The organism is Niallia sp. FSL W8-0954 (assembly GCF_038005605.1).
Lineage (GTDB): Bacteria > Bacillota > Bacilli > Bacillales > Cytobacillaceae > Niallia > Niallia circulans_A.
Window position 1 is genome coordinate 3,643,219 of sequence record NZ_JBBOTN010000001.1, and the last position, 23,501, is coordinate 3,666,719.

Here is a 23,501-nt window from a genome sequence, read left to right on the forward strand (position 1 = left end):
CCAATAAGTAGACAGGTTAAAAAAATAAATCTGTTTAGTTATTGGGGAGATTTTTTTATGAAAAAATATAGTCACTCTAAAGAAGAAAAATTAGAGATTTTAAATTTTTATAATAATAGCCATTTTACTCTTAACGAAGTTTCAGAATTATATAAAGTAAATACTAGAACAATCAAAGATTGGCAAAATAATTATCTATTTTTTGGAGAAGACGGTCTTGAAAGACAAACAAACCACAATAATTATTCTAAAGAAGTAAAATTGGGAGCTGTTCAAGACTATATATCGGGTAAATACTCATTAAGAGAGACCGTTAGACGATATAAACTTTCAGGTACAACCGTTTTAAGAAATTGGATTAAAAAGTATACTAGTCATAGTGAATTAAAAGATTCGGGTAAAGGAATGAGCCAAACTATGACTAAGGGAAGAAAGACTACGATAAAAGAGCGTATTGAAATTGTACAAACTTGTATTGCTCAGGGGAAAAGCTACAGAATTGTAGCTGAACAATATGAAGTTTCTTACCAACAAGTATATCAATGGGTAAAGAAATATGAAGAAAAAGGTGTGCAAGGATTACAAGACCGTCGTGGCCATACAAAAGCAGAAGAAGAATTAAGTAATGAAGCTAAACTACGTTTAGAAATCCAACGGATAGAACGTGAAAATGAACGATTACGTGCAGAAAATTTATTCTTAAAAAAGTTAGAGGAAATAGAAAGGAGGCATCGTTAACCAAAACTCGTAATACTAACCGATATGTCGTAATCAAGGAATTAGCTACGAATGGATCACTATCTATCGTTTTATTATGTAAAATAGCTGGTGTTACACGTGCTGCTTATTATAAATGGCTAAAACGTCAACCATCCAAAAGAGAAGTTGAGAATGAACAACTCCTAGAATCAATCAAGTTACTTTATAAGCAAGTAACTGGCATTTATGGGTATCGTCGTATCACACTTACTATCAATCGTCATCGTGAAAATAATAATTTGCCGAAGGTTAATAAAAAACGTATTTATCGTTTAATGAAATTGTGTCGATTGAAATCGGTTATTCGTCAAAAACGAAAAAAATATCGTAAATCTACTTCTAATTATGTTGCAGAGAATATACTTAGTCGTGATTTTAATGCCGAAAAGCAAAATCAGAAATGGTGTACTGATGTTACAGAATTAAAATATGGTAATGGTAAAAAGGCATATTTAAGTGCCATTATTGACCTATATGACAAATCAATTATTAGTTATATATTGGGACATTCAAATAATAACAAACTTGTCTTTCAAACTATAGTACCGGCCATACAAAGTTTAAAAGAAGATGAGCATCCACTAATACATAGTGACCGTGGCTATCAATATACTTCAAAGTTCTTTAAACAAATAATAGATAATGCTGAAATGGTGCATAGTATGTCCAGAGTGGGACGTTGTATTGATAACGGACCAATCGAGGCTTTTTGGGGTACGCTTAAATCTGAGAAATACTACCTGAACAAATATGATACATATGCGACACTTGAAGAAGCGATTCATTCCTATATTGCATTCTATAATTTAGAGCGTTATCAAGAAAGATTAAACGGCATGAGTCCCTTAGAATTCAGGAATCAAGCCGTTTAAGGTATTTTTATTATTTCCACTGTCTACTTGACAGGTAGCACTTCAATTGTAGATAGTGTCTAACAATTGGGGTGCAGTTCAGCTTGCCGAGGAGGCTTAGGTTGCTCCCCGCGGAAAGGGAGTGTCTGTAACGCAATGGAACGAATTGGGTTCACCACTAAATTAGAGATTGTTCGTCTTTATCCATTATTTATTTTGCTTTGTCCCACCCTCTTTGATTAAATTTTTTATATGCATTATTTTAAAAATAGTTTTGGTTATTATTGATTTGCACGCAGTGTTTCGATGGTTGTATGATCCGTTGTTTTTACTAATTTAGTTACCAGTTCTTTTGCTGCCGCATAATCATCGATGTGGATAATAGAAGCACTTGTATGAATATAACGTGAGCATATGCCAATAACAGCGCTAGGTACACCATTGTTTGAAATATGAACCTGTCCCGCATCCGTTCCGCCTGGTGAAATAAAGTACTGGTAGGCAATATTATTAGATTCCGCTGTATCTAAAATAAATTCTCTCATCCCTTTATGCATAACCATCGTGGCATCATAAATGCGTAACAATGCTCCTTTTCCAAGCTGACCAAATTGATTTTTATCACCAGAGGCATCATTTGCAGGACTTGCGTCTAAAGCATAAAATACATCTGGCTTAATCATATTAGCTGCAGTTCTAGCTCCTCTAAGACCTACTTCCTCTTGCACAGTAGCCCCAGAATACAAGATATTCGGAATCTCCTCTCCTTGAAGATTCTTTAACAATTCAATCGCTAAACCACAACCATAACGATTATCCCAGGCCTTTGCCATAATTTTCTTTTCATTAGCCATTGGCGTAAATGGACAAATTGGCACAATCATTTGACCAGGCTTAATCCCAATTTTCAATGCATCTTCCTTATCATCCGCTCCGATATCGATCAGCATATTTTTTATATCCATTGGTTTACTTCTTAATGCTTCGTCCAATAGATGTGGAGGAATCGAACCGATTACCCCAGTAACAGGTCCTTTATTAGTTATAATCTGTACTCTTTGTGCTAAAAGGACCTGACTCCACCAGCCACCGATAGGCTGAAAACGAATCATTCCGTTATCCGTGATTGCAGTAACCATAAAACCAACTTCATCCATATGTCCGGCAACCATAACAGTTGGTCCATTTTCCGTTCCTCTTTTCACCCCAAAAATACTGCCAAGGTTATCTTGCACGATTTCATTTGTATAAAGACTTAATTGTTCTTTCATAAATTTTCGAACTTGGTGTTCATTTCCAGCTACTCCCGGAAGTTCCGTTAATGTTCGAAACATATCTAATGTCTGTTGTTCCATTCTAGTTAAACCCCTTTAATTACTATGTATTTTGATAATATATTTATTGTACCGAAATATCTAACTGCATACCACTACTTTCCTCTAACCAATTAGAAATTATCCACTTTAAAACTTAGAACCAGTACTCAGGCAGAAATCGGCTAATCATTTCTTCTATCATATAAATTAGTTATAATAACAATATCTACTTTTTTGTAGCTCGAAGTATTTAGCCTAATACAAAAAAATACGACACAAAACATAAGGAGTTCTATTATGAATTGGAAACATATCATAGGCGGTGTTGTGGCAGGACTAGCCGCAAGCTATATCGTGAAAGAAGTCATTGTTAAAAATAGTAGTCTTTCGGGTGACCAGGTCTTATCTTTAGCTAAAACTGCTTTTAAAGAAAAGGGACCGATTAACGGATCTTGGATAAATATGGAGAAGGAAATACTTCATACGCAAGCATCTTCCCTTACCGTTTATAGAGGTGGTATCACTCGCATGAACGGTGACACACAAGAAGTATATGAATTCATTTCAGATAGTGAGACAGGCAGGATTCTTGATGTTAATCAATTAACCTAACTGTATTTTAGCAGCTGGGACAAAGCAATTTTAAAAGAATAAAAAAACCCAACCAATGATACGAAATATTTTTGAAATCTTCGTATCATTGGTTGGGTATATCTTGGCTGGAAAGGTTACGTCTCCAACCTCTTTTACTCTTATTTAAATTGCACTTCACAACGATAAATTCTATTTCCTCGATTGGAAAATTTCTCTTCATATTCAGTCATGATATTGCCCTCATAATCGCTATTATGCAAATCAAGGCTTACATATTTTAAAAGCATACCATATTCAGAAAAACTCTTAAGAGAGTATTCAAATAACCCTTGGTTATCTGTTTTAAAATGCACTTCCCCTTTATCAATGAGAACTGATTGATATGAATCCAAGAACGTTTTATACGTAAGTCTTCGTTTTTCGTGTCTTGTTTTTGGCCAAGGATCGGAAAAATTTAAATAAACTCGTGCAATTTCTCCTTTTTCAAAATAATCCTTAAGCTTTTCTGCATTTATATTCATTAACTTCAAGTTTGGTACTTCTGCTTCAATTAATCGATCTAACGCAGAAACAATGACACTTTCCTGAAGTTCTACGCCAATATAATTAATAGAAGGATTTGCTTTTGCCATTTCTGTGATAAATCTACCTTTTCCAGTACCAATCTCAATATGGATCGGCCCTTTTTGACTAAATGCCTGATCCCATTTCCCTTTCCAATCTTCCGGGGTTTGGATAACATATTGCGGATATGCACTTAATTTATCTTTCGCCCATGGTTTATGTCTTAATCGCATGTGGACACTCCTTATTAATAACTATCGTTTCAAACAATATCATGCATTATACATCGATGCAATACTCTTTTCTTGGCAATTGATTTTTTTGAAGGATAAATTTACATTAGGAACATTTGTATAAAGAAAAAAAGAATTCACAACCTATAAGTGAATTCCTTAACTGGTATTTGAAAAGAATGATTTTACTCTTTTCATACTAGAACCTATAGAAAGGGTGTTCTATGTATGCCTATAAACCATGAGCATCAACTAGCATTATTAGCCGATATTCTCAGTAATCAACAAACAGATTGCTGTGGATCTGTAGCAGAATGCGAACAGATCGAAAGATTGATTACTTCTTTAAGAACCAATGATCAAATTGATCAAAATATCCTTCCGATTTTAGAGGAAGTACACCTTTACAGCAAGCAAGGAGTCAATGCCTCCAATTTAGACAATCATATTCATTCACACCAAGACCAATTGTCGCAATGGGTAGATGGAATTAACAATTTATCTTAAAAGATAAATGGACGATTAATCAATGTCATGTAAAAATTGCATCCATTTTTGCATTTCGCTAAATCGGCCTTTTTTCTTATACCAACGTATGGAATTAATCGTTTGAGCAATAACATACCATTTCATTCTTAAGGATAAATGATCGGTAAGTTCATACCCATAAGTATGTAACCAATTTTTCCAATCTTCCTTTGGAATGTACCAATAAAGTAACATACCTAAATCAATGGCTGGATCTGCAATCATTGCACCATCCCAGTCAATTAAATACAACTGGTTGTCTTCAGAAAGCAGCCAGTTGTTATGATTTACATCACAATGACAAACGACATGCTCTGTTGTTTTGATAAACGGAAGATTATCCTCTAAAAATTGGATATATCGAATGATATCTTCGTTATCTTTTAATTCATCGTCTATTTCTGCTTTTATGACTGACAAAATCATTTCAGGATGAAAAGATGTTTTACCCAGTCTTTTGAGCATCTCTAATAAAGGCTTAGAGGTATGAATTTTTTTGAGTAACATGGTTACTCTTTCATCCGTCATATCCGAATGACTAAATTCTCTACCAATCAGCCATTGCTGGGCAGTAAAAACATCTCCGTTTTCAAATCTTTTTGTCCAAACAAGTTTTGGGACAATTCCTTCTGCTGACAGCACAGCTAAAAATGGAGAAGAATTTCGTTTTAAAAAAAGCTTCTGTCCATTATTTTGTGCAAAAAAGGCTTCGCCTGTTTCTCCACCTGCAGGAGTTATTTCCCAATCTTGCCCTAATAAATGTTCCAAAATTGTTCACCTACTATATATTATGCTCCAAAAAAAAGATGAGAAATTCCTGTTTGAGTCTTTTTTGTCCTAAATTTGTAGGAAGAACAAACAAAAATGGTTATTAGCTATTCATCAATTATAGTAAATTATACTCATCGTACAGCTATCAATCTTTAACTAGCACATATGTGCCTAAAATTTAATGAGATAAAAAAGAAAAAGGACATAGTATCCATACAATTATACTATGTATCCAATATTTCCAATCATTTTATATTAAATTTTACTTAAATACTTATTTTTAATTGAAAGTTTCTCATTTAAATATTATCTCTTATTTCATTTTTTAGTCAAGTGAATCTCCAGTTAAAATAAATATTTCTCTTAAAAAATATCGGATTCTCCTATTAAGAACATCTCTCGTTAAATTCCCACTATTCAGGCAATAGTATTCTCACTTGCCAAATAGCATGCTATTTGGCAAGTATCGTTACACTACTTGGGTTAACTATTAGGCTGTCTCCATGTATTGTTGGATAGTCCTCTTCATATACAATTCCGTCTTCCACAAGTATCTTCCATTCATTTTCCGGACAAAAGCCTTTCTCTGCAGAATCATTACCATTTATCAATACGATGATAGTTTTCCATTCTCCAAATTGCTGCAAATCATTTAAACAATACTGGATAACTTCATTTGCTTGCTGATTTATAGTTACATGTTTTTGGATTTCCTCCACAGATCGTAACCGGAAAGCACGATTATTTTTTCTTAGGGAAATTAATCCTTTTATATAGTCAACATTTCTTAAGAATTGGTCTTTTCTATTCCAATCTAACTGATTAATCTCATCAGGCGATTGATAACTATTTTCCACACCAAATTTTGTGCGAAAAAATTCCTGTCCCGAATGCAAGAAAGGGATTCCTTGACTTAGAAGAACAAGAGAAGTTGCCAGTCGGTGTTTTTTACTCTTTTCTTCATCTGATGCATCTGGAAAGCAAATATCGATTTTATCCCATAAGGTATGATTATCATGTGATTCTACATAGTTTACAGATTGCCCTGGTTCAAAAAACATGCCACCTTCTTTATAGATTCCAACGCTACCAGCTAATAATTCAGCAATTTCTCCTTTATATTGCTTATTTCCAAGCGCGTACCCTCGATCATATTTATCAAAGGTGCTCCCCTTTATTTTATCTCTAAATTGATCATTAAACTGGCCAATTCTAGGCAATGATTGTTGATTAGCAATAATGGCTTTCTTGTCATGATTGATGGGGGTTGCAAGATCCCAGCCTTCTCCAATAATTAAGATGCTCTTATCAACATTATCACAAATTGTCCGGACTTCATTCATTGTTTGGCAATCAAGTATTCCCATCAAATCAAAACGTAATCCATCTATTTGATATTCCTCTATCCAAAAACGAACGGAATCGACAATAAATCTCCTTACCATCGATCGTTCAGAAGCAATGTCATTCCCTACTCCAGTTCCATTTGCTGGCATACCATGCTTATCATAGCGGAAGTAATAACCTGGAACGATTTTTTCAAAAGAGGAATCTTCCTTTTTATAGACATGATTATATACAACATCCAAAATGACACGAATGCCTTGTTCCTGTACAGCATGAATCATTTCTTTCAATTCATTAATTCTTACATAAGGATCCATTGGGTTTGTTGAGTAACTGCCCTCTGGAACATTATAATGGGAAGGGTTATAGCCCCAATTGTATTTTTTCAGCACCTCTAGCTCATCAATTTCTTCAAAGTCATGTACTGGGAGGAACTCTATATGGGTGACGCCTAAGTCTTTAATATAGGTTAGCCCTGACAGATTGTTTTGGGGCGTTTGCGTATTCAATTCTGCCACTCCAACATATTTGCCCTTTTGCTGAATTCCACTGTCAGGATGTATCGTTAAATCGCGTATATGCGCTTCGTAGATGATACTATCTACATCCTGTTCTAACGGCGGCAAGGCTGGTTTCTGCCTTTTGGTTTTATTTAAGTCAACGATTACTCCTGTTTCCCCATTTACAGAAACAGCGACAGCATATGGATCAATCGCTTCTTTCCATTCCAAGTTAATAAGGACTAGATAGCTGTAATAATAACCTTCCAAATCTGCTAAATAGGTTGTTTTCCAAACACCTTTTTCTTGTCTTTCCATCTCTACAATCCGTCTTTCCTTACTAGATGGATCTGGAGATTGCAGCACTAATTTCACTTGTTGGGCAGTGGGAGCCCACAGATAGAAAGTGCACTGATCGGAAGCATAATGAACACCTAGTGGTCCATCATAATAAAACTCCTCATCAAATAAAGGTGTTCTGATAACCGCACCTATCTGTAAATCTGTCACACCTTTATTTCCATCTTCGACTTCATATTTTTGCCCGATCTGTATCTTATTATGCGTACGGCATTTGTACTTGACGAAATGCTGCATTTTTTCTTTGGATTCAATCACAAGATTAGTAGCTTGATTAGTCCCTCTTAATATAAATGATGTTGATTCCCCTTGGAAATACGAATAGGGAAGTAGAACAGTTATTAATGACATTTCATCTAAATAGGCAAAGAAACTCCTTCTTATCGATAACAAATCCCTCAACTCCCTTTTCTCATGAACATCTATCTATTCTCAACTTCCCCATTATTGCTTATGATTCCTCTGTATCCCATTCATACCTTCTTTTTGCATTCGTCAAACCATAATGTAAAAGACTTTCTGCTGCTTTTAATTGAATTGCTTTAATTGGTGAATGGTTATTTCTCATTTTATGAAACCATTCTTCATAGTTTCTTTTTTCGATAATTTTCAAATCATATGGTGGTGCTGGAAAATCAACATAGCCATTTCGGGTAAGGATTACTTTTTGTACAGGTAAAGTAATGTCATACTTTTCTAGAATACCCTTTACAATTTTCTCTGTTCTGTTTATAGATATGACAGGACTAAGAATCTTTTTCTCCTTATCCCCCTTTTTTTTAAGCCAAAATTTATCATTCGAACCAACAAATACGGCTGAGTTCTCTGCTTCAAGAACATGTATACACCAAACATCTGTTGGTGTAACTATAATGGTGTCCAATTCAACAGGAGCATTCTTCAATTGAAATAGCGGTTGATAGAGAACCAAAAAGGTATCTGGGAATCTTTGCAAGAAATATTTTAATAAATCATCATAATAAAGTGTTTTTTTTACTTTTGACATTTCTGTGAGCGTAGAACTGGCCCATTTGAGCTGAAATTCAAATAATTGATTTAGAAACTGCTGTTTTAACTCATCGATTGATTGTGGATGTTTATATTTTTTGGCATCGTAATCGAAGTCTAGTTCTTCTTCATCTTCTTCCTTTTTTTCGCTTTCATTTATTTTTGCCGTTTCTGCATCTTCCAACTTATTTCGATTTAAGATGGTTTTCTTTACTCTTTCCAGCAAAGTCGGTTTTTCCATTAACCAGTTGTCTTCTATTGGATTCTCTATGTAAAAGAGACTTCTGTCTTTAGTATCAAAAGCTCTCTTTAATCCTGTCCACTGTTGTTTTTTTAAACGAACAAAACGTGATGGATACAAGACGATGTTCTGCTCATATCGCGAAACATAATCTTGCAATTTGATTAACTGCGCCAAGCTTTTCCCCCCCTATATTACAATGTTTCTATTGCTTGTAATTATGAAAGCTGTAACTATTTATTATCTCATATTTGGGTATTTTATCCATATGCGTTTGAAACAGATGAATGCTATCAACATTAGAAATAAAATTTTTAGGCATTGAAAACTCGTTTAACTCCCGCTCTGAAAAGATGGTGTCTTCCTTCCATTTTCTCGCTAAAGTCAAATGTGGATGAAATGGCCGTGTTTCTAACTGAAAACCAGCCTTGCTGCTTACAGCAAAGACCTGATTTCTTAACTCAACCAGTTTCTGCTCTTCTTTCATCCCTGCCCAGAAAATCCGCGGATTTTGTCGCTGACCGAAAACACCCAAATGATCTATATGTATTTGAAAATTAGTACTTAAAGGAGATGATTGATTTAAAAGAACATGTAACTTTTTCTTTTGTTCATCGGAGGCATTTCCTAAAAAGGCAAGTGTAATATGATAATCTAAAGGATGCACCCATTTCTTAAAAGGAAATTTTAGTTGTAACTCTTTTTGTATCTTTTCTATTTCATTTATAACTTGTACATCTGGCTTAATACCAATAAAGTAATGAGGAATAGTTGTCTTCATATCTAATCTTCCTTTTAGCTTTTTTCTCCAGATTGTTATTTCCTCATAAAATTCATTAAATTCTGGCCTCTCTTAACGCACGGCCTTGTATTTCCTTTATAAGAAACATACTTTACGGAGAACAGCCTGTCTTTGTTTTGTTATAGCTCCTAGTAACTTTATTCTATTATATAACCTATCGGATTAATTTTAACCGTATCTGTGTACGATATTTTAGAAATATATATGCTTACTATACCTTACTTTCCATTGAATTACTTTCTTAAAAAAATGAGTTGTCTCAGAAACATAGCTATTAGCCAGTCTGAAACAACTCTTTTTTATTTTTATAAGCAAAAACTAATTGCTTATTTGTCCACACTCACTAATGATTGCATCAACAAATAAATTTTGGAGTTTTTTTGTCATTTCTCCAACTTCCCCTTCCTTGACGGGGACATTATTCACAGAAACGATTGGTGTTACTTCGGAAGTTGTACTGGATAAAAAAACTTCGTCAGCATCGATTAAATCTTCGATAGAAAATGCCTTTTCTTCAACCTCAATCCCATTTTCGCCACATATTTGAATAATTTTTTGTCTAGTAATTCCATTTAATATAAATTGATTTGCTTCGTGTGTTTGAATCTTTTCGCCATTAACAATCCAAATATTTGAAGAGCTACCTTCTGTTACAGATAACTCTCTATACTGGATGCTTTCATAACAATCTGCTTCTGCAGCTTTTTGTTTCGCCATTACGTTTCCAAGCAAATTTAAACTTTTTATATCACATCGTGACCATCTAATATCTTCTACGGTAATGGTACTGACACCATTTTCCAGATTATCAAGTGGTCTATTTAATGTTTTAGTATAAGCTACAAAGGTTGGAGTAACTGCTTCTGTTGGGTAGCTATGATTTCGCGGGCTCACGCCTCTTGTGAATTGCATATAAAGGATACCGGTGCTTAATGAGTTTTTTGCAATTAACTCTTCTAAAAGATTAGTTAATTCTGAGATGGAATAAGAAATAGCTATGCCTATTTTCTCGCTGCTTGCAGATAATCGTTCTAGATGTTCCTTCGCCATGAACATTTTACCATTGTACACACGGATTACTTCATATATCCCATCGCCAAACTGATAACCTCTATCTTCAATATCTACTTTCGCTTGTTCTCTTGGTATAAACTCCCCATTCATTAACACCATTCTCATTTTCTCTTCTCCTTTAATAAAACATTATTTAGCTAATTCATATATTGCTTGTGCATAAATAGCAGTTGCCTTCAACAAATCTTCTATATACATATATTCATCTTTTTTGTGCGCAATATCTTCTCTTCCTGGAAAGAGTGGTCCGAAAGCAACTCCTTTTTCTAGCGACCTAGCATAAGTGCCTCCACCAATTGATAAAAGCTTCGCCTTTTCACCAGTTTGCTCTTCATAGACTTTGCTTAGTGTCTGAATTAATTCAGAGTCTTTTTCTACATAATGCGGTTTAGAATCCGTGAAATTTTCCAAGCTGAAATTATGTTCTGCTAGTAATTTTATTAATTTTTCTTTTGTTTGATCCATATCATTGGTAACAGGATAACGTACTGTCTGTCCTATTTTCCCACCATGATCTGACTGATAATCCAATATCCCAGCATTTAATGTCAGCTCTCCTGTTATCTCATCCTCAAAATCGATACCAAGTTTTTTCCCTCTAGAGTCATTCACAAAGAAGTTTCTTACAAATTGAAAATAATGGTCCGCTTTTTCATCCAATTCTAACTCTACGAGAAAATCAGCCAGCTTTAATCCAGCATTTATGCCATTATTAGGCTCTAGACCATGTGCTGAAACTCCCTCTAATTCTAATACTAAATCGCCATTGTCAACTAAATAGCGGCCAGGGATATTTTCAAGTTTCAAATAATTTTGATATCGTTGAATAATCTCCGTTTGCTCTCCTTCTTTGACTTCTAACACAGCTTGCGCAAAGTCTGGGACCATATTATATCTTCTACCTGATGAAAAACAGAGAATTTTAACTTCACCCGAATCGCTAGATGCTTCCGTGTATTTTTGTACAATGTCAAAATCAGAAATTCCTTTTTCCGCATAAATAATCGGAAAATCTGCATCAGGAGCAAAGCCGATTGTAGGCATACTTTCTTCTTGAAAATAAGTCTCTACACATCTCCAATCACTTTCTTCATCGGTTCCAATAATCATTCGAACCTCTTTCGTTAAGGGAAGGTGCAGCTCCTTCACAATTTTCATTGCATAGTAAGCAGCCATTGTAGGGCCTTTATCATCTAAAGCGCCTCTTGCGAATATTTTCCCATCGCGAATCTCTGCCTTGTAAGGATCACTTGTCCATCCATCTCCCTCAGGAACAACATCTACATGGCAAAGAACCCCAACGCTTTCTGTTCCCTCACCATAAAGTAAATGTCCAGCAACATTTTTTACATTCTTACTAACAAAACCATCTTTTTCACCCAAGGATAGCATATAGGTTAATGCTTCTTTCACACCTTTTCCAAAAGGTGCATCCTCTGTTGCATTTTCTTCATCTAATACACTCTTAATTTGCAACAGCCCTTGCAAATCCTTAATAAAACTATCTTTACGATTATGTACTTCATTTAACCAATCAATTGAACTCATAGCTGCCTCCTTGCAAGCTTATAAATATATTATAGGAAAAACATATCATAAAACGCTTTATATGAAAAATAAAAGCTTTAAATCCCTATTCCACTAAATTATCATTAAGTATAGTATACCTTTTATTAAAAACAAAGCTATACTTATTTAATCTAGCATATGGAAGGAATGTATTTAATTGGGATACGTAGAAGATTTAAGAAAGCTTGTCGGAAAAATGCCTATTATTCTTGTTGGAGCAGTAGTTATCCTGTTCGATAAAGATCAGAAAGTACTTTTGCAAGAGAGAAAACATCCTAAACATGTGTGGGGTTTACCTGGTGGATTAATGGAATTAGGAGAAAGCACAGAAGAAACAGCAAAACGAGAAGTTTTCGAAGAAACGGGTCTGCAAATAACGAATCTTCAATTATTATCCGTTTATTCTGGGAAAGATTATTTTGCGGTGGCCGCAAATGGGGACCCTTTTTACACCGTAACAACTGCCTACTGCACTTCAGAATATGAAGGAAAGCTCAAAAATGATCAAGAGGAGGCATTCAGTCTCCGATATTTCAATTTAGATGAACTACCAGAAAAAATGGTCGGCAGCCATAGAAGAATGATTGAAGACTTTAAAAAGAATTTAAAGAGAATTTAAAAAACCTTATCCCGTTTTATTTTTTTATTTCATTTGGTTTATCAACCACAAAAATCGGGAAAGAAAGTTATTTACTAACTTTTCGCATTTTTATTCATATCATAAACATAAATCCCATATGATGAATGTAAAGAAACCCTGCAGGGGGTGGTAAATAAATACATAAATAAGCAAATATTTTGTAAATTAACGCAAATAATGTAGAATATATTAGTAAATAGGGGTACAATATTTATATAGAATTTCATTCTATTAACTATTTCACTATTTATTTAACCAGTTGAAAAGGGGTTGTCTGTGGAAAAGAAAATTACATACGCTTGAAGATTTTACTCTTCAAATAAGCTGTCGGTCGCTGGAATTTGCCAAAGGTTTGAAAAAAGGATAGGGAGTGGTTTATTGAAACCTTCAACTAACCGGATGTTAAACCGTATCAAATCCGTCTACATGTTTATTAGTAAGCGTGGAACTGTCACAACACAAGAGCTAGTGGAGGAATTTGGTATTACTCCGCGAACGATTCAAAGAGATTTGAATGTGTTAGCTTATAATGACTTGGTACAAAGTCCAAGTCGTGGAAAATGGACAACAACTAGAAAAAAAGTAAAAATGACATCCTAAAACGAATGGAACGAACTTAAGTTTAAAATTTGTTTAATAAAAAGCAAAAACCTTACTAGATTTTCAGGAAAGGATTGATATTTTCCTAAAATCCAAGTAAGGTTTTTACTTTTACTCCACTAATATGAGCTATTATAGCCATATTCTAATTATTTACTTCATAGTTTCTTAACAGCTCTATTTCTTCTTCTGTCAACTCCCGATATTCTCCAAGCTCTAGTGTTTCATCCAGTTCCAATGGTCCCATGGAAATCCGCTTTAAATAAACAACTTTTTTCCCAACACTTTCAAACATTCTTTTCACTTGATGAAATTTCCCTTCTGAAATCGTTAGTTCAATATCAGAAGTTTCGCCAGCTTTTAATATTACTAGGTGACCAGGCTTCGTAAGGTATCCATCATCTAAAACAACGCCCTTTTTAAATGCCTCGATATCCTCTTCGCCTACTTTCCCACTTATAACGGCAAAGTACGTTTTCGGAACGTGTTTTTTGGGAGATAATAAACGATGTGCTAATTTGCCATCATTTGTGAGCAGAAGTAAGCCTTCTGTATCCTTATCCAACCTTCCTACAGGAAATGGATTATAAACGGAATCCTCTATTTGCAGAATGTCTACCACTGTTTCTTCTCTTGTATCTTCAGTTGCAGAAATAATGCCAGGTGGCTTATTCATCATTAAGTAAATAAACTCTTTGTATTCGACTATTTCATTATTTAACGATACTGCATCCTTTTCCGGATCTACTTGATGCTTAGCATCTTTAATAATTACATCATTTACTTTTACTGCCTTATTTTTCAGGAGCATTTTCACTTCTTTTCTACTTCCGTACCCTAAATTAGCGAGCATTTTATCTATTCGCATATAAACTCAACCTCTATCTATTATTTCTATTTTTAAAGGCTCTTTTCCTATTATTTAAAAGCTTACTTCCTACTGTTTCTCCTAAATTAAAAAGGAAGTCTTAATTTTTGTTTTATTTTATTAGCTTGCTCTCCAAAAATGCGATAAATCAATTTAGAGCGGTAAGCTAAATATACGTACATGAGAACTCCAAAAATAGCTACAATAACAACCATTAATAAAGAAGCTACAACGGACTCTGTTGATAAAAATAACCGGAGTAATGAATAGACAATATTTGTTACAATATACATCATTACCGAAAATCCAATGATGAGAATGCTTCTTCGAATAACTATTTTATAGGAATAATTTGCGTATGCCTTTATTACCCCTAAATTAATGAGGATAGATACTGTATACCCTAATGAAGTTGCAAGGATAGCGCCATTTGTTTCCCATCTTTCTATAAACGGGATATTTAAACTTAATTTAATTAAAATCCCTACTAATAAACTTAATATAGTAAATCGTTGCTCATTTAACCCTTGTAAGATGGACGCGGTAACTGGATAAAGGGAAAAAAGAATGGCAACAGGAGCATACAATCTTAGCACTTCTGCACCCATTAGAAGATCTTCTGTCCCATAAAACAACCGATACACTGGCTCTGCTAGAACAGAAAGACCAATACATGCGGGCAACGTAATAAATAATAAGACTTGGAAAGTTTGATTTAAGTTTGTGGCAAGATCGGTATGATCCTCTTTTATAAAGGCTCTTGTAATCATTGGAATTAATGCCATCGAAAAACCAGTTGCAAGCGATACGGGAATAATAATGATTTTATGGGTTTGGTAATTAAAAATATTTAAGGCAGTTTCAGAGATTGAACTTAGCCCAATACTACTCATCGCACGGTTAAAAGTAACGGTATCGATTGCCTGAAATAACGGATTCGCCACTCCCACGAAAACAAATGGAGCAGCAGACAAGAGAATTTCTTTATACATAGAGCGCAGACGAATATCTGTCTGCATGCCTTTATCATATAATAAAAGATTATCATACTCATCTTTACTTTTTCGCCAATACAATAACAGCACAGCAAGTCCACCTATTGCACCGACAAATGCTGCAAAAACGGAAATACTGACTGCAGTAATCAATTTTCCTTTTAATATAAACAGAACAATTGCTGATCCGCCAAGTAAGAAAACAATCCGAACAATCTGCTCGATTACTGTCGAGACAGCTGAAGGTGCCATTGCATCATGCCCTTGAAAAAAGCCTCTGATTAAACTCATAAATGGAACGACAATCAATGCGAAGCTTACTGCACGGATAACTGTTGTAACCTGCCCTACGGTTGAGGTCAAGTCATCATCTGATATAATAAGCCCTGCTAAAAAGGGAGCTGCTGCATATAAAGCTAAAAAAGACAGGACCCCACTTGCCAGCATGATCACTAATCCTGACTTAAATAATCTTCTTCCTACTTTATATTCTCCCATTGCATTATATTTCGAAATAAATTTACTTACAGCCAATGGAATACCAGCTGTTGCAATACTTATTACAATAGTATAAGCTACATAAGAATATTGATATAGCACTGTCCCTTGTTTTCCGACAATCATATTGAATGGTATAACATAAAATAACCCTAACGCTTTGGATATAATGGTCCCAAGTGTTAAAATAAATGTGCCTTTAAGCAATTTTGATGACATAAAATCCCTTCCTTAAACGAAGCTCTCTTAAAACGTTACACAAATAAGTATTTTACCACGAAAATAGGTAATAAAATATATTCGATTAAAAGTAAATATGAACATTTTCTAACACACTATTAGTAGTGTACCCTTTCTTAAAAAGAAACGCTACTTTTAATAAAGAGCATGATGCGGTTATGGATTACTATAAAAGGAAAGAATCCCCTTTTTTAAAATTAGTGGCTAACAGACATATTCCTTTATAAGATAGATAGATAGATAGATACAAACTAAAATAATAACAAAGAAAACGACACTTTTTCAAGAAAGTAGGATGTAATATGCAATATGATGTAATCGTGATTGGCGGAGGACCATCAGGATTAATGGCCGCAATTGGAGCGGCAGAACAACAGGCGAAAGTATTACTAATTGATAAAGGAAATAAGCTTGGCAGAAAATTAGCCATTTCAGGTGGAGGACGCTGCAACGTAACTAATAGGCTTCCAATAGAGGAAATCATAAAGCATATACCTGGAAATGGGCGTTTTCTCTACAGTGGATTTTCTGAATTTAACAATGAAGATATTATCGCTTTTTTCGAAAAGCTGGGGATTGCTTTAAAGGAAGAGGATCACGGCAGAATGTTTCCTGTTTCCAACAAAGCACAGTCAGTCGTAGATGCCTTATTAAGCGAACTAGATAGATTAGGGGTAACTATTCAGACCAATTCCCCAGTAAAGACAGTAAACTATCATGAAAATAAAACAAAAACGGTGATTCTACAAAATGGTGAAACTAAAACCTGTAAGTCACTGATCATTGCAGTTGGTGGCAAATCTGTACCACATACTGGTTCAACAGGGGATGGATATGCATGGGCTAAAAAAGCAGGGCATACAATAACGGATTTATTTCCAACAGAAGTACCTATCACTTCGAAAGAAGCATTTATTCAAAATAAAACCTTACAAGGGGTTTCACTAAGAGATGTAGCATTAAGTGTACTTAACCCGAAAGGCAAACCTATTATTACCCATCAAATGGATATGATATTCACCCACTTTGGCATTAGTGGTCCAGCCGTATTACGATGCAGCCAATTTGTCGTGAAGGCAAAGAAAAAATGGAATTTAGGGGAAGTGAAAGTTTCCATTGACTCATTTCCTGATAAGAAAGAAGAAGAGCTTTTTCAAGATACAATGACATTGCTGAAAACTGAACCAAAGAAAGCAATTAAAAATACGTTAAAAGGTCTATTAATAGAACGATATTTATTATATTTGCTGGAGCTAGCAAATATCGATCCAGCAGCTCCATGTGCAACTATTTCTCAAGATAAAATTAGAGTCTTTGTTGGTCTATGTAAAGCTTTCACCTTTGATGTAAACGGAACGTTACCGATAGAAAAAGCTTTTGTCACTGGCGGTGGTGTATCTATAAAGGAAATTGCTCCTAAGACAATGGAATCGAAAATGACGGAAGGATTGTTCTTCTGTGGTGAAATATTAGATATTCACGGATATACTGGAGGTTATAATATTACATCAGCTTTTGTAACAGGAAGGCTGGCAGGTGTCAATGCTGCTTTAGTTGCTAAAAGTGAATAAAAAATAAGCAGAGGTGCTTTCCATACAGGCACTTCTGCTTTTTATTTTTCTCTAATTAAGTTCTGTAAATAATCATGGAGGAAAAACAATAGATTTGATCCTCCTCATCCTCTTGCATGGCTGCGACATTGTATTTGATATCGATTAATTTCTTCTCATCTATTTTCTGTAAAAATTTATTCATCTGTAATTCTAGATCCTTCTCGTGCTCTTGATCAAATAATTTTACTTTAATCATCTTTTCTTCCTCTCCCTATTATTTTGTAGGTTATAGTTAAAGGATAGACAAAATTCTTACTATTCAATCAATTCTATAAAAACTTTTAACTTTCTTTTGAATTTCTTAGCAAGCTATTCTTATACTTTCAGAGTGTAGACACTTTTAGCTTTCATTTAAGTTATGTAAACGAAGTCCATATAAAAAAGCTCAAAGAATAAAGGAGAATAATACCTTATCTTTAAGCTTTTTCGCTTATATTAGCTATCAGCCTTTAAACTGTTTTGCCATGCCAATTTAGCATGCCGCCTTCCATATTTACCACTTTGAAGCCTTGGTCTTGCAAATAGTAACATACATTTTCACTTCGTCTACCTGAGCGGCAAATCATGATATATTCTTTATCTTTTGAAAAGTAATCTAAATTTTCAGGGATGCTATTCATCGGAATGTGTTTTGCTCCAGGAATAATTCCTTCTGCTACTTCTTCGTCTTCCCGAACGTCAACTAATTCTAGCTTTTCTTCATTAGTCAGCTTTTCCTCTAATTCCTCAGTAGTAATTGTTTTTATCGTATCCATTTTATTTCCTCCATTATCACCTTTTATACTGTGTATATAGTTTCTCTCATTGTAATATAGATTAAATGACTATGTTATGCAATTAGTCTGCCTAATTGACCGAAAGAGGAGGCTGTCAAAAAAGACAGCCTCTCCCTTTTAATTTGCAACGATATTAACTAATTTACCAGGAACGGCAATAACTTTACGTACTTGCTTGCCATCAATCTGCTCTTTAACTTGGCTATCTTCCATAGCAATCTGCTCTAACGCATCTTTATTAGCATCCGCTGGAACCATTAGTTTCGCTTTCACTTTACCGTTAATTTGTATGACAATTTCGACTTCATCATCAACCAATTTTGCTTCATCATATGCAGGCCATGCTTCATAGGCAATGGATTGATTAGAACCAGTAATGATCTGCCATAGCTCTTCAGTAATATGCGGGCAAATTGGAGAAAGCAACTTCACGAATCCTTCCACATATTTCTTCGGAATACGATCTGCTTTATAACATTCATTGATAAACACCATCATTTGCGAAATGGCCGTATTGAAGCGAAGTGCTTCAAAATCCTCTGTTACCTTTTTCACTGTTTGATGATAAATTTTATCTAGCGCCTTCATTTCCTCTATATCTTGAACTTTAGAAGTAAGCTCTCCATTATCATCAACTAACAATCGCCAAATTCGATCTAGGAATCTTCTTGAACCATCAAGTCCATTTGTTGACCATGCAATTGCAGCATCTAATGGTCCCATAAACATTTCATACAGACGAAGTGTATCTGCACCATGACTAGCTACAATTTCATCTGGATTTACGACATTTCCTTTTGATTTACTCATTTTTTCATTATTTTCACCGAGGATCATTCCTTGATTATATAATTTTTGGAATGGTTCTTTCGTAGGAACAACACCTAAATCATAAAGTACTTTATGCCAGAAGCGTGCATATAAAAGATGCAAGACAGCGTGTTCTACTCCACCAATATACATATCAACTGGTAGCCATTCTTTAATTTTCTCAGGGTCAGCAATCTGCTTGTTATTTTTCGGATCAATATAACGCAAGTAATACCAGCTGCTTCCAGCCCATTGCGGCATGGTATTTGTTTCACGTCTGCCTTTTTTGCCAGTAACTGGATCAACTACGTTTACCCATTCTGAAATATTCGCTAACGGAGATTCACCTGTTCCAGATGGCTTAATTTCAGATGTTTCTGGAAGTGTCAATGGTAATTCCTCTTCTGGAACACCTGTCATTGTGCCATCTTCCCAATGGATAATAGGAATTGGCTCACCCCAATAGCGCTGGCGGCTAAATAGCCAATCACGAAGTCTATAAGTGATTTTCTTCGTTCCTATTTCTTTCTCTTCTAACCAATTAATCATTTTGATAATAGCTTCTTCTTTATTTAAACCATTTAGAAAATCAGAATTTACATGCTCCCCATCACCAGTATAGGCCTCTGTTTCTACATTTCCTCCAGCTACCACTTCTTTAATTGGTAAACCAAATGTTTTAGCAAATTCATAGTCTCTTTCATCATGTGCAGGTACAGCCATAATACTTCCTGTACCGTAGCTGACAAGGACATAATCAGCGATCCAGATTGGCATTTTTTCGCCATTTGCTGGATTGATCGCGTAAGCACCAGTAAATACACCCGTCTTCTCTTTCGCTAAGTCCGTTCTTTCTAAATCACTCTTACTTTTAACCTTTTCTAAGTAAGCTTCTACATCTGCCTTTTGCTCTGAAGTTGTAATTTTCTCTACTAAAGCATGTTCAGGAGCAAGCACAGCATAAGTTGCACCAAATAATGTATCTGGTCTTGTTGTAAAGACAGTGAATGACTCATCATGATTGTCAATTCGGAAGGTAACTTCTGCTCCTTCTGAACGCCCAATCCAATTTCTTTGCATTTCTTTAATACTTTCTGGCCAATCTACTTCATCTAAATCTTCTAACAAACGATCAGCATATGCTGTTATTCTTAATACCCATTGACGCATCGGACGTCTTTCTACTGGATGTCCACCACGTTCACTCTTACCATCAATAACTTCTTCATTAGCTAGAACCGTTCCTAATGCTGGACACCAATTTACTGCTACTTCATCGACATAAGCTAAGCCCATTTCATACAATTTGAGAAAAATCCATTGTGTCCACTTATAATATTCTGGATCTGTTGTGTTAATTTCGCGATCCCAATCATAGGAAAAGCCTAATGATTTAATTTGACGGCGGAATGTGTCGATGTTTTTTTGTGTGAATTCAGCTGGATGGTTACCAGTATCTAGCGCATATTGTTCTGCAGGTAAACCAAATGCATCCCACCCCATTGGATGAAGAACATTAAAATCCTGCATCCTTTTCATACGCGAGAGAATATCTGTTGCTGTATAGCCTTCTGGATGCCCAACATGCAGTCCTGCTCCAGATGGGTATGGAAACATATCTAAAGCATAAAACTTTTTCTTGCTTTTTTCTTCACTTGTTTTAAAAGTCTTGTTTTCTTCCCAAAACTTTTGCCATTTCTGTTCTATTTTCTGATGATTAAAACTCATCTTAAATCCTCCCATAAAGTTGTTTTGACCAAAATAAAAAGCCGCTCATCCCAAATAGGGACGAGAGGCATTATGTATAATCTCCCGCGGTACCACCCACAATTAGTGAATAAATCACTCGCTTCATTATCCTTTAACGCAGGTGTACGGCAAGCATTACTAAAAGTTCACACTTGCAACTCAAAGGTGAGTTCAAGATGTTTTTGACTGACTTGCACCATCCGTCAGTTCTCTTCTTTCAAAAGGGCATCTTTACTATTCCTTATCCTTGTTGATTACTTATATATGTTTTTTATTGTATTGTATTTTAATGTATGTTGCAAGTAGTTTTCAGATTAAGTACATATTAATAAGAGAAATCAAATTAGTCGTTTTGCAACTTAATTATAGTCAAACATTCATTAGAATTTTGCCATTTTCATTTTCAATGAAAACCCACCTTTGACCTTCGTTACTAGAACGTTCAATCGAATCAGCCGCTCTTTAAGAATCGATACATACTAATCAATATCTGTCTAACAAGTGTTTACACTCTTTATAAACCTTGTAACCAAATATTTCTCTAACCTCAGCTTCTTCTTTTGTCATTGTATTCACACAAAGCAACAAATTCTACTTGTGGGAGCTTTGCATAAATTTCAGCATGATAGATACTGATTGTCCCTACACTAATAACACGAATTCTCAGCTTATTTTCATTATTTCCATTGCTTTCATAATTTAATCACATATATTATTCTTATTGCAGCTAACTCCTTACCTATTTCAATAGTTTAGTTTACAATAAAAGACTACTTGAGCATTTTTAGTGGAAAGCAACCGTTAAATTTTCCAAAATACGGATTAATCAGATCCAAATATAGCTACTTAAATTTTGACATTGGCTCACTTTAATATTTTTCGCTCTAAAGTATCCTCTAATAAGGACCAAGCTTCATGACAGCTCGGAGCAGTGATAAACGGTTTAAACCCATAGTTTAAGTACATATTAACCGCTTGGTAACTTGTTGTTTGCGATGTAAGGTATGCTTTTGAGTGATATTTAGCCAAGATATTCATCGCCGCACTTAGTAAAGGTTTGGAGAGTTTCTGTCCTTGATATGCAGGGACAATTCCTACCCAATGAATTCTTCCTGTTATTTCTCCATCTCCTTTTAAGTCACCATACCATGCCGTTGTTGTTCCAATCACTTCTCCATTTTTATTCTCGATGAACAAGCATCTATTTGTCATTTCATCAATATATGGTCCAAATTCTTTATAAAAATGCGCTAAAGCAGCTTCTTCGCTTTCAAATTCATCTACACTCGCCTCCACAAATGCCCAATGATGTTCATCACCTTTTTCAAATAACCTAATTCGAAATTCAGCTGGAAGCGGGTATTGAGGAATATGCGACAAATCTTTTATCACCATACTAAGTGGAATTCTTTTCATTTGAATCAGCTCCTTTTATAATTGATTGTCTATCTTAAATCACGACAAGACACCTTATATATATTTCTTAGCTGTTCATACCCTTTACAAATCGTTTAGTTATTTCCTGAGGACGTGTAATTGCTCCACCTACTACAACAAAAAAAGCACCAAGCTCTAATGCCTTTCTGGCATCTTCTGGGGTTTCAATTCTCCCCTCAGCTATGATAGGAACGTTTACTGCTTTAACAAGATTATCTAATAATTCAAAGGCTGGACCATTTTGCAAATGTTGCGTTTTCACTGTATATCCAGCTAGGGTAGTACCAACGAAATCGCAACCCATAGTCTCTGCACGTATACCTTCCTCTAGAGTGGAAACATCCGCCATAACTTTTTTGTTAAGGTTATCCTTTATAAAATCAATTAATTCCTGTAGATCTTCTGCCCTTGAACGGTCGGTTGCATCTATCGCAATAATGTCGGCGCCCGCATCAGCCACAAGCTGTGCATCTGCCTTAGTTGTGGTAATAAATGCATCATAGCCTGGATAATGTTTTTTTAGAATCCCTATAATAGGTAAATCTACTTTCTCTTTAATTCTTTTGATATCCGAGTAACCGTTTGCTCTGATTCCTACAGCTCCCCCTATTTTTGCAGCAAGCGCCATTGCAGCCATAAATTCTGAACCATGTAATGGCTCAGAATCCAATGCTTGGCAAGAAACGATTAAACCTCCCTTTAGTTTCTCAATCATCAAATTACTCCTCTCTTGAATATATTAGTATGCTTTATCAACC

At 35.0% G+C, this 23,501-nt stretch carries 21 protein-coding genes and 1 other annotated feature; of the genes, 6 read left to right on the forward strand and 15 right to left on the reverse strand.

Annotated elements, in window-relative coordinates:
- Nucleotides 1-57: 57 nt before the first annotated feature.
- A protein-coding gene (locus tag NX902_RS17945; RefSeq protein ID WP_341160533.1) for an IS3 family transposase occupies nt 58-1,631 on the forward strand; the annotation gives its coding sequence in 2 pieces (ribosomal slippage) (nt 58-700 and nt 700-1,631; 1,575 coding nt in all).
- Between the two features lie 260 nt (nt 1,632-1,891).
- Here the strand turns inward: NX902_RS17945 and NX902_RS17950 are convergent.
- Nucleotides 1,892-2,965, reverse strand: a complete 1,074-nt coding sequence (locus NX902_RS17950; RefSeq protein WP_095332455.1) for a M42 family metallopeptidase — start codon at nt 2,963-2,965, stop codon at nt 1,892-1,894.
- 258 nt (nt 2,966-3,223) lie between these two features.
- Between NX902_RS17950 and NX902_RS17955 the strand changes: the two genes are divergently transcribed.
- On the forward strand, nt 3,224-3,538 hold the full coding sequence (locus NX902_RS17955) for a PepSY domain-containing protein (RefSeq protein ID WP_095332457.1): 315 nt from the start codon (nt 3,224-3,226) through the stop codon (nt 3,536-3,538).
- A gap of 140 nt (nt 3,539-3,678) precedes the next feature.
- Here the strand turns inward: NX902_RS17955 and trmB are convergent, their stop codons facing one another.
- Nucleotides 3,679-4,317, reverse strand: coding sequence for a tRNA (guanosine(46)-N7)-methyltransferase TrmB (gene trmB, locus NX902_RS17960; RefSeq protein ID WP_047944502.1), 639 nt, complete (start codon nt 4,315-4,317; stop codon nt 3,679-3,681).
- A gap of 228 nt (nt 4,318-4,545) precedes the next feature.
- Here trmB and NX902_RS17965 point away from each other — a divergent pair, with 228 nt between their 5' ends.
- A complete protein-coding gene (locus NX902_RS17965; RefSeq protein WP_047944503.1) occupies nt 4,546-4,824 on the forward strand; it encodes a YtzH-like family protein in 279 nt (92 codons plus the stop codon).
- 15 nt (nt 4,825-4,839) lie between these two features.
- Here the strand turns inward: NX902_RS17965 and NX902_RS17970 are convergent, their stop codons facing one another.
- From NX902_RS17970 to pepV, 6 genes are all read right to left on the reverse strand, one after another.
- Nucleotides 4,840-5,613, reverse strand: a complete 774-nt coding sequence (locus NX902_RS17970; protein WP_123258092.1) for a phosphotransferase family protein — start codon at nt 5,611-5,613, stop codon at nt 4,840-4,842.
- Nucleotides 5,614-6,068: 455 nt separating this feature from the next.
- Nucleotides 6,069-8,216, reverse strand: coding sequence for a type I pullulanase (gene pulA, locus NX902_RS17975; RefSeq protein ID WP_095332461.1), 2,148 nt, complete (start codon nt 8,214-8,216; stop codon nt 6,069-6,071).
- Between the two features lie 58 nt (nt 8,217-8,274).
- Nucleotides 8,275-9,249 (reverse strand): nuclease-related domain-containing protein, encoded by a 975-nt coding sequence (locus NX902_RS17980; RefSeq protein ID WP_095332463.1) that lies wholly within the window; start codon nt 9,247-9,249, stop codon nt 8,275-8,277.
- 28 nt (nt 9,250-9,277) lie between these two features.
- A complete protein-coding gene (thpR, locus tag NX902_RS17985; protein WP_095332465.1) occupies nt 9,278-9,853 on the reverse strand; it encodes an RNA 2',3'-cyclic phosphodiesterase in 576 nt (191 codons plus the stop codon).
- 339 nt (nt 9,854-10,192) lie between these two features.
- The gene (dat, locus tag NX902_RS17990) at nt 10,193-11,053 is read right to left on the reverse strand and encodes a D-amino-acid transaminase (RefSeq protein ID WP_095332467.1); all 861 of its coding nucleotides are present in this window, start codon (nt 11,051-11,053) and stop codon (nt 10,193-10,195) included.
- A 24-nt stretch (nt 11,054-11,077) separates the two neighbouring features.
- The gene (gene pepV / locus NX902_RS17995) at nt 11,078-12,496 is read right to left on the reverse strand and encodes a dipeptidase PepV (RefSeq protein ID WP_095332469.1); all 1,419 of its coding nucleotides are present in this window, start codon (nt 12,494-12,496) and stop codon (nt 11,078-11,080) included.
- A gap of 178 nt (nt 12,497-12,674) precedes the next feature.
- On the opposite strand from pepV, the gene NX902_RS18000 reads away from it, so the two are divergent.
- Nucleotides 12,675-13,136 carry an NUDIX hydrolase gene (locus NX902_RS18000; RefSeq protein ID WP_095332471.1) on the forward strand — a complete coding sequence of 154 codons (462 nt, stop codon included), beginning with the start codon at nt 12,675-12,677 and terminating at the stop codon, nt 13,134-13,136.
- Nucleotides 13,137-13,535: 399 nt separating this feature from the next.
- On the forward strand, nt 13,536-13,757 hold the full coding sequence (locus NX902_RS18005) for a DeoR family transcriptional regulator (protein WP_016202849.1): 222 nt from the start codon (nt 13,536-13,538) through the stop codon (nt 13,755-13,757).
- A 145-nt stretch (nt 13,758-13,902) separates the two neighbouring features.
- Here NX902_RS18005 and NX902_RS18010 read toward each other — a convergent pair whose 3' ends face one another.
- Nucleotides 13,903-14,625, reverse strand: a complete 723-nt coding sequence (locus NX902_RS18010) for a pseudouridine synthase (protein WP_095332473.1) — start codon at nt 14,623-14,625, stop codon at nt 13,903-13,905.
- An 86-nt stretch (nt 14,626-14,711) separates the two neighbouring features.
- Complete coding sequence (locus NX902_RS18015) at nt 14,712-16,337, reverse strand: putative polysaccharide biosynthesis protein (protein WP_095332475.1); 1,626 nt, start codon at nt 16,335-16,337, stop codon at nt 14,712-14,714.
- Between the two features lie 323 nt (nt 16,338-16,660).
- On the opposite strand from NX902_RS18015, the gene NX902_RS18020 reads away from it, so the two are divergent.
- A complete protein-coding gene (locus NX902_RS18020; RefSeq protein WP_095332477.1) occupies nt 16,661-17,929 on the forward strand; it encodes a BaiN/RdsA family NAD(P)/FAD-dependent oxidoreductase in 1,269 nt (422 codons plus the stop codon).
- 55 nt (nt 17,930-17,984) lie between these two features.
- Here the strand turns inward: NX902_RS18020 and NX902_RS18025 are convergent, their stop codons facing one another.
- From NX902_RS18025 to NX902_RS18045, 5 genes are all read right to left on the reverse strand, one after another.
- A complete protein-coding gene (locus tag NX902_RS18025; protein WP_047944513.1) occupies nt 17,985-18,167 on the reverse strand; it encodes a sporulation protein Cse60 in 183 nt (60 codons plus the stop codon).
- A gap of 253 nt (nt 18,168-18,420) precedes the next feature.
- On the reverse strand, nt 18,421-18,726 hold the full coding sequence (locus tag NX902_RS18030) for a rhodanese-like domain-containing protein (protein ID WP_095332479.1): 306 nt from the start codon (nt 18,724-18,726) through the stop codon (nt 18,421-18,423).
- Between the two features lie 138 nt (nt 18,727-18,864).
- Entirely contained in the window at nt 18,865-21,285 is a 2,421-nt protein-coding gene (gene leuS, locus NX902_RS18035) for a leucine--tRNA ligase (RefSeq protein ID WP_095332481.1), read from the reverse strand.
- A 53-nt stretch (nt 21,286-21,338) separates the two neighbouring features.
- Nucleotides 21,339-21,563, reverse strand: a binding site (T-box leader).
- A gap of 607 nt (nt 21,564-22,170) precedes the next feature.
- A complete protein-coding gene (locus NX902_RS18040; RefSeq protein WP_123258096.1) occupies nt 22,171-22,722 on the reverse strand; it encodes a GNAT family N-acetyltransferase in 552 nt (183 codons plus the stop codon).
- A 67-nt stretch (nt 22,723-22,789) separates the two neighbouring features.
- Nucleotides 22,790-23,458: an N-acetylmannosamine-6-phosphate 2-epimerase gene (locus NX902_RS18045; RefSeq protein ID WP_095332485.1), complete on the reverse strand. Its 669-nt coding sequence runs from the start codon at nt 23,456-23,458 to the stop codon at nt 22,790-22,792.
- Nucleotides 23,459-23,501 lie beyond the last annotated feature (43 nt).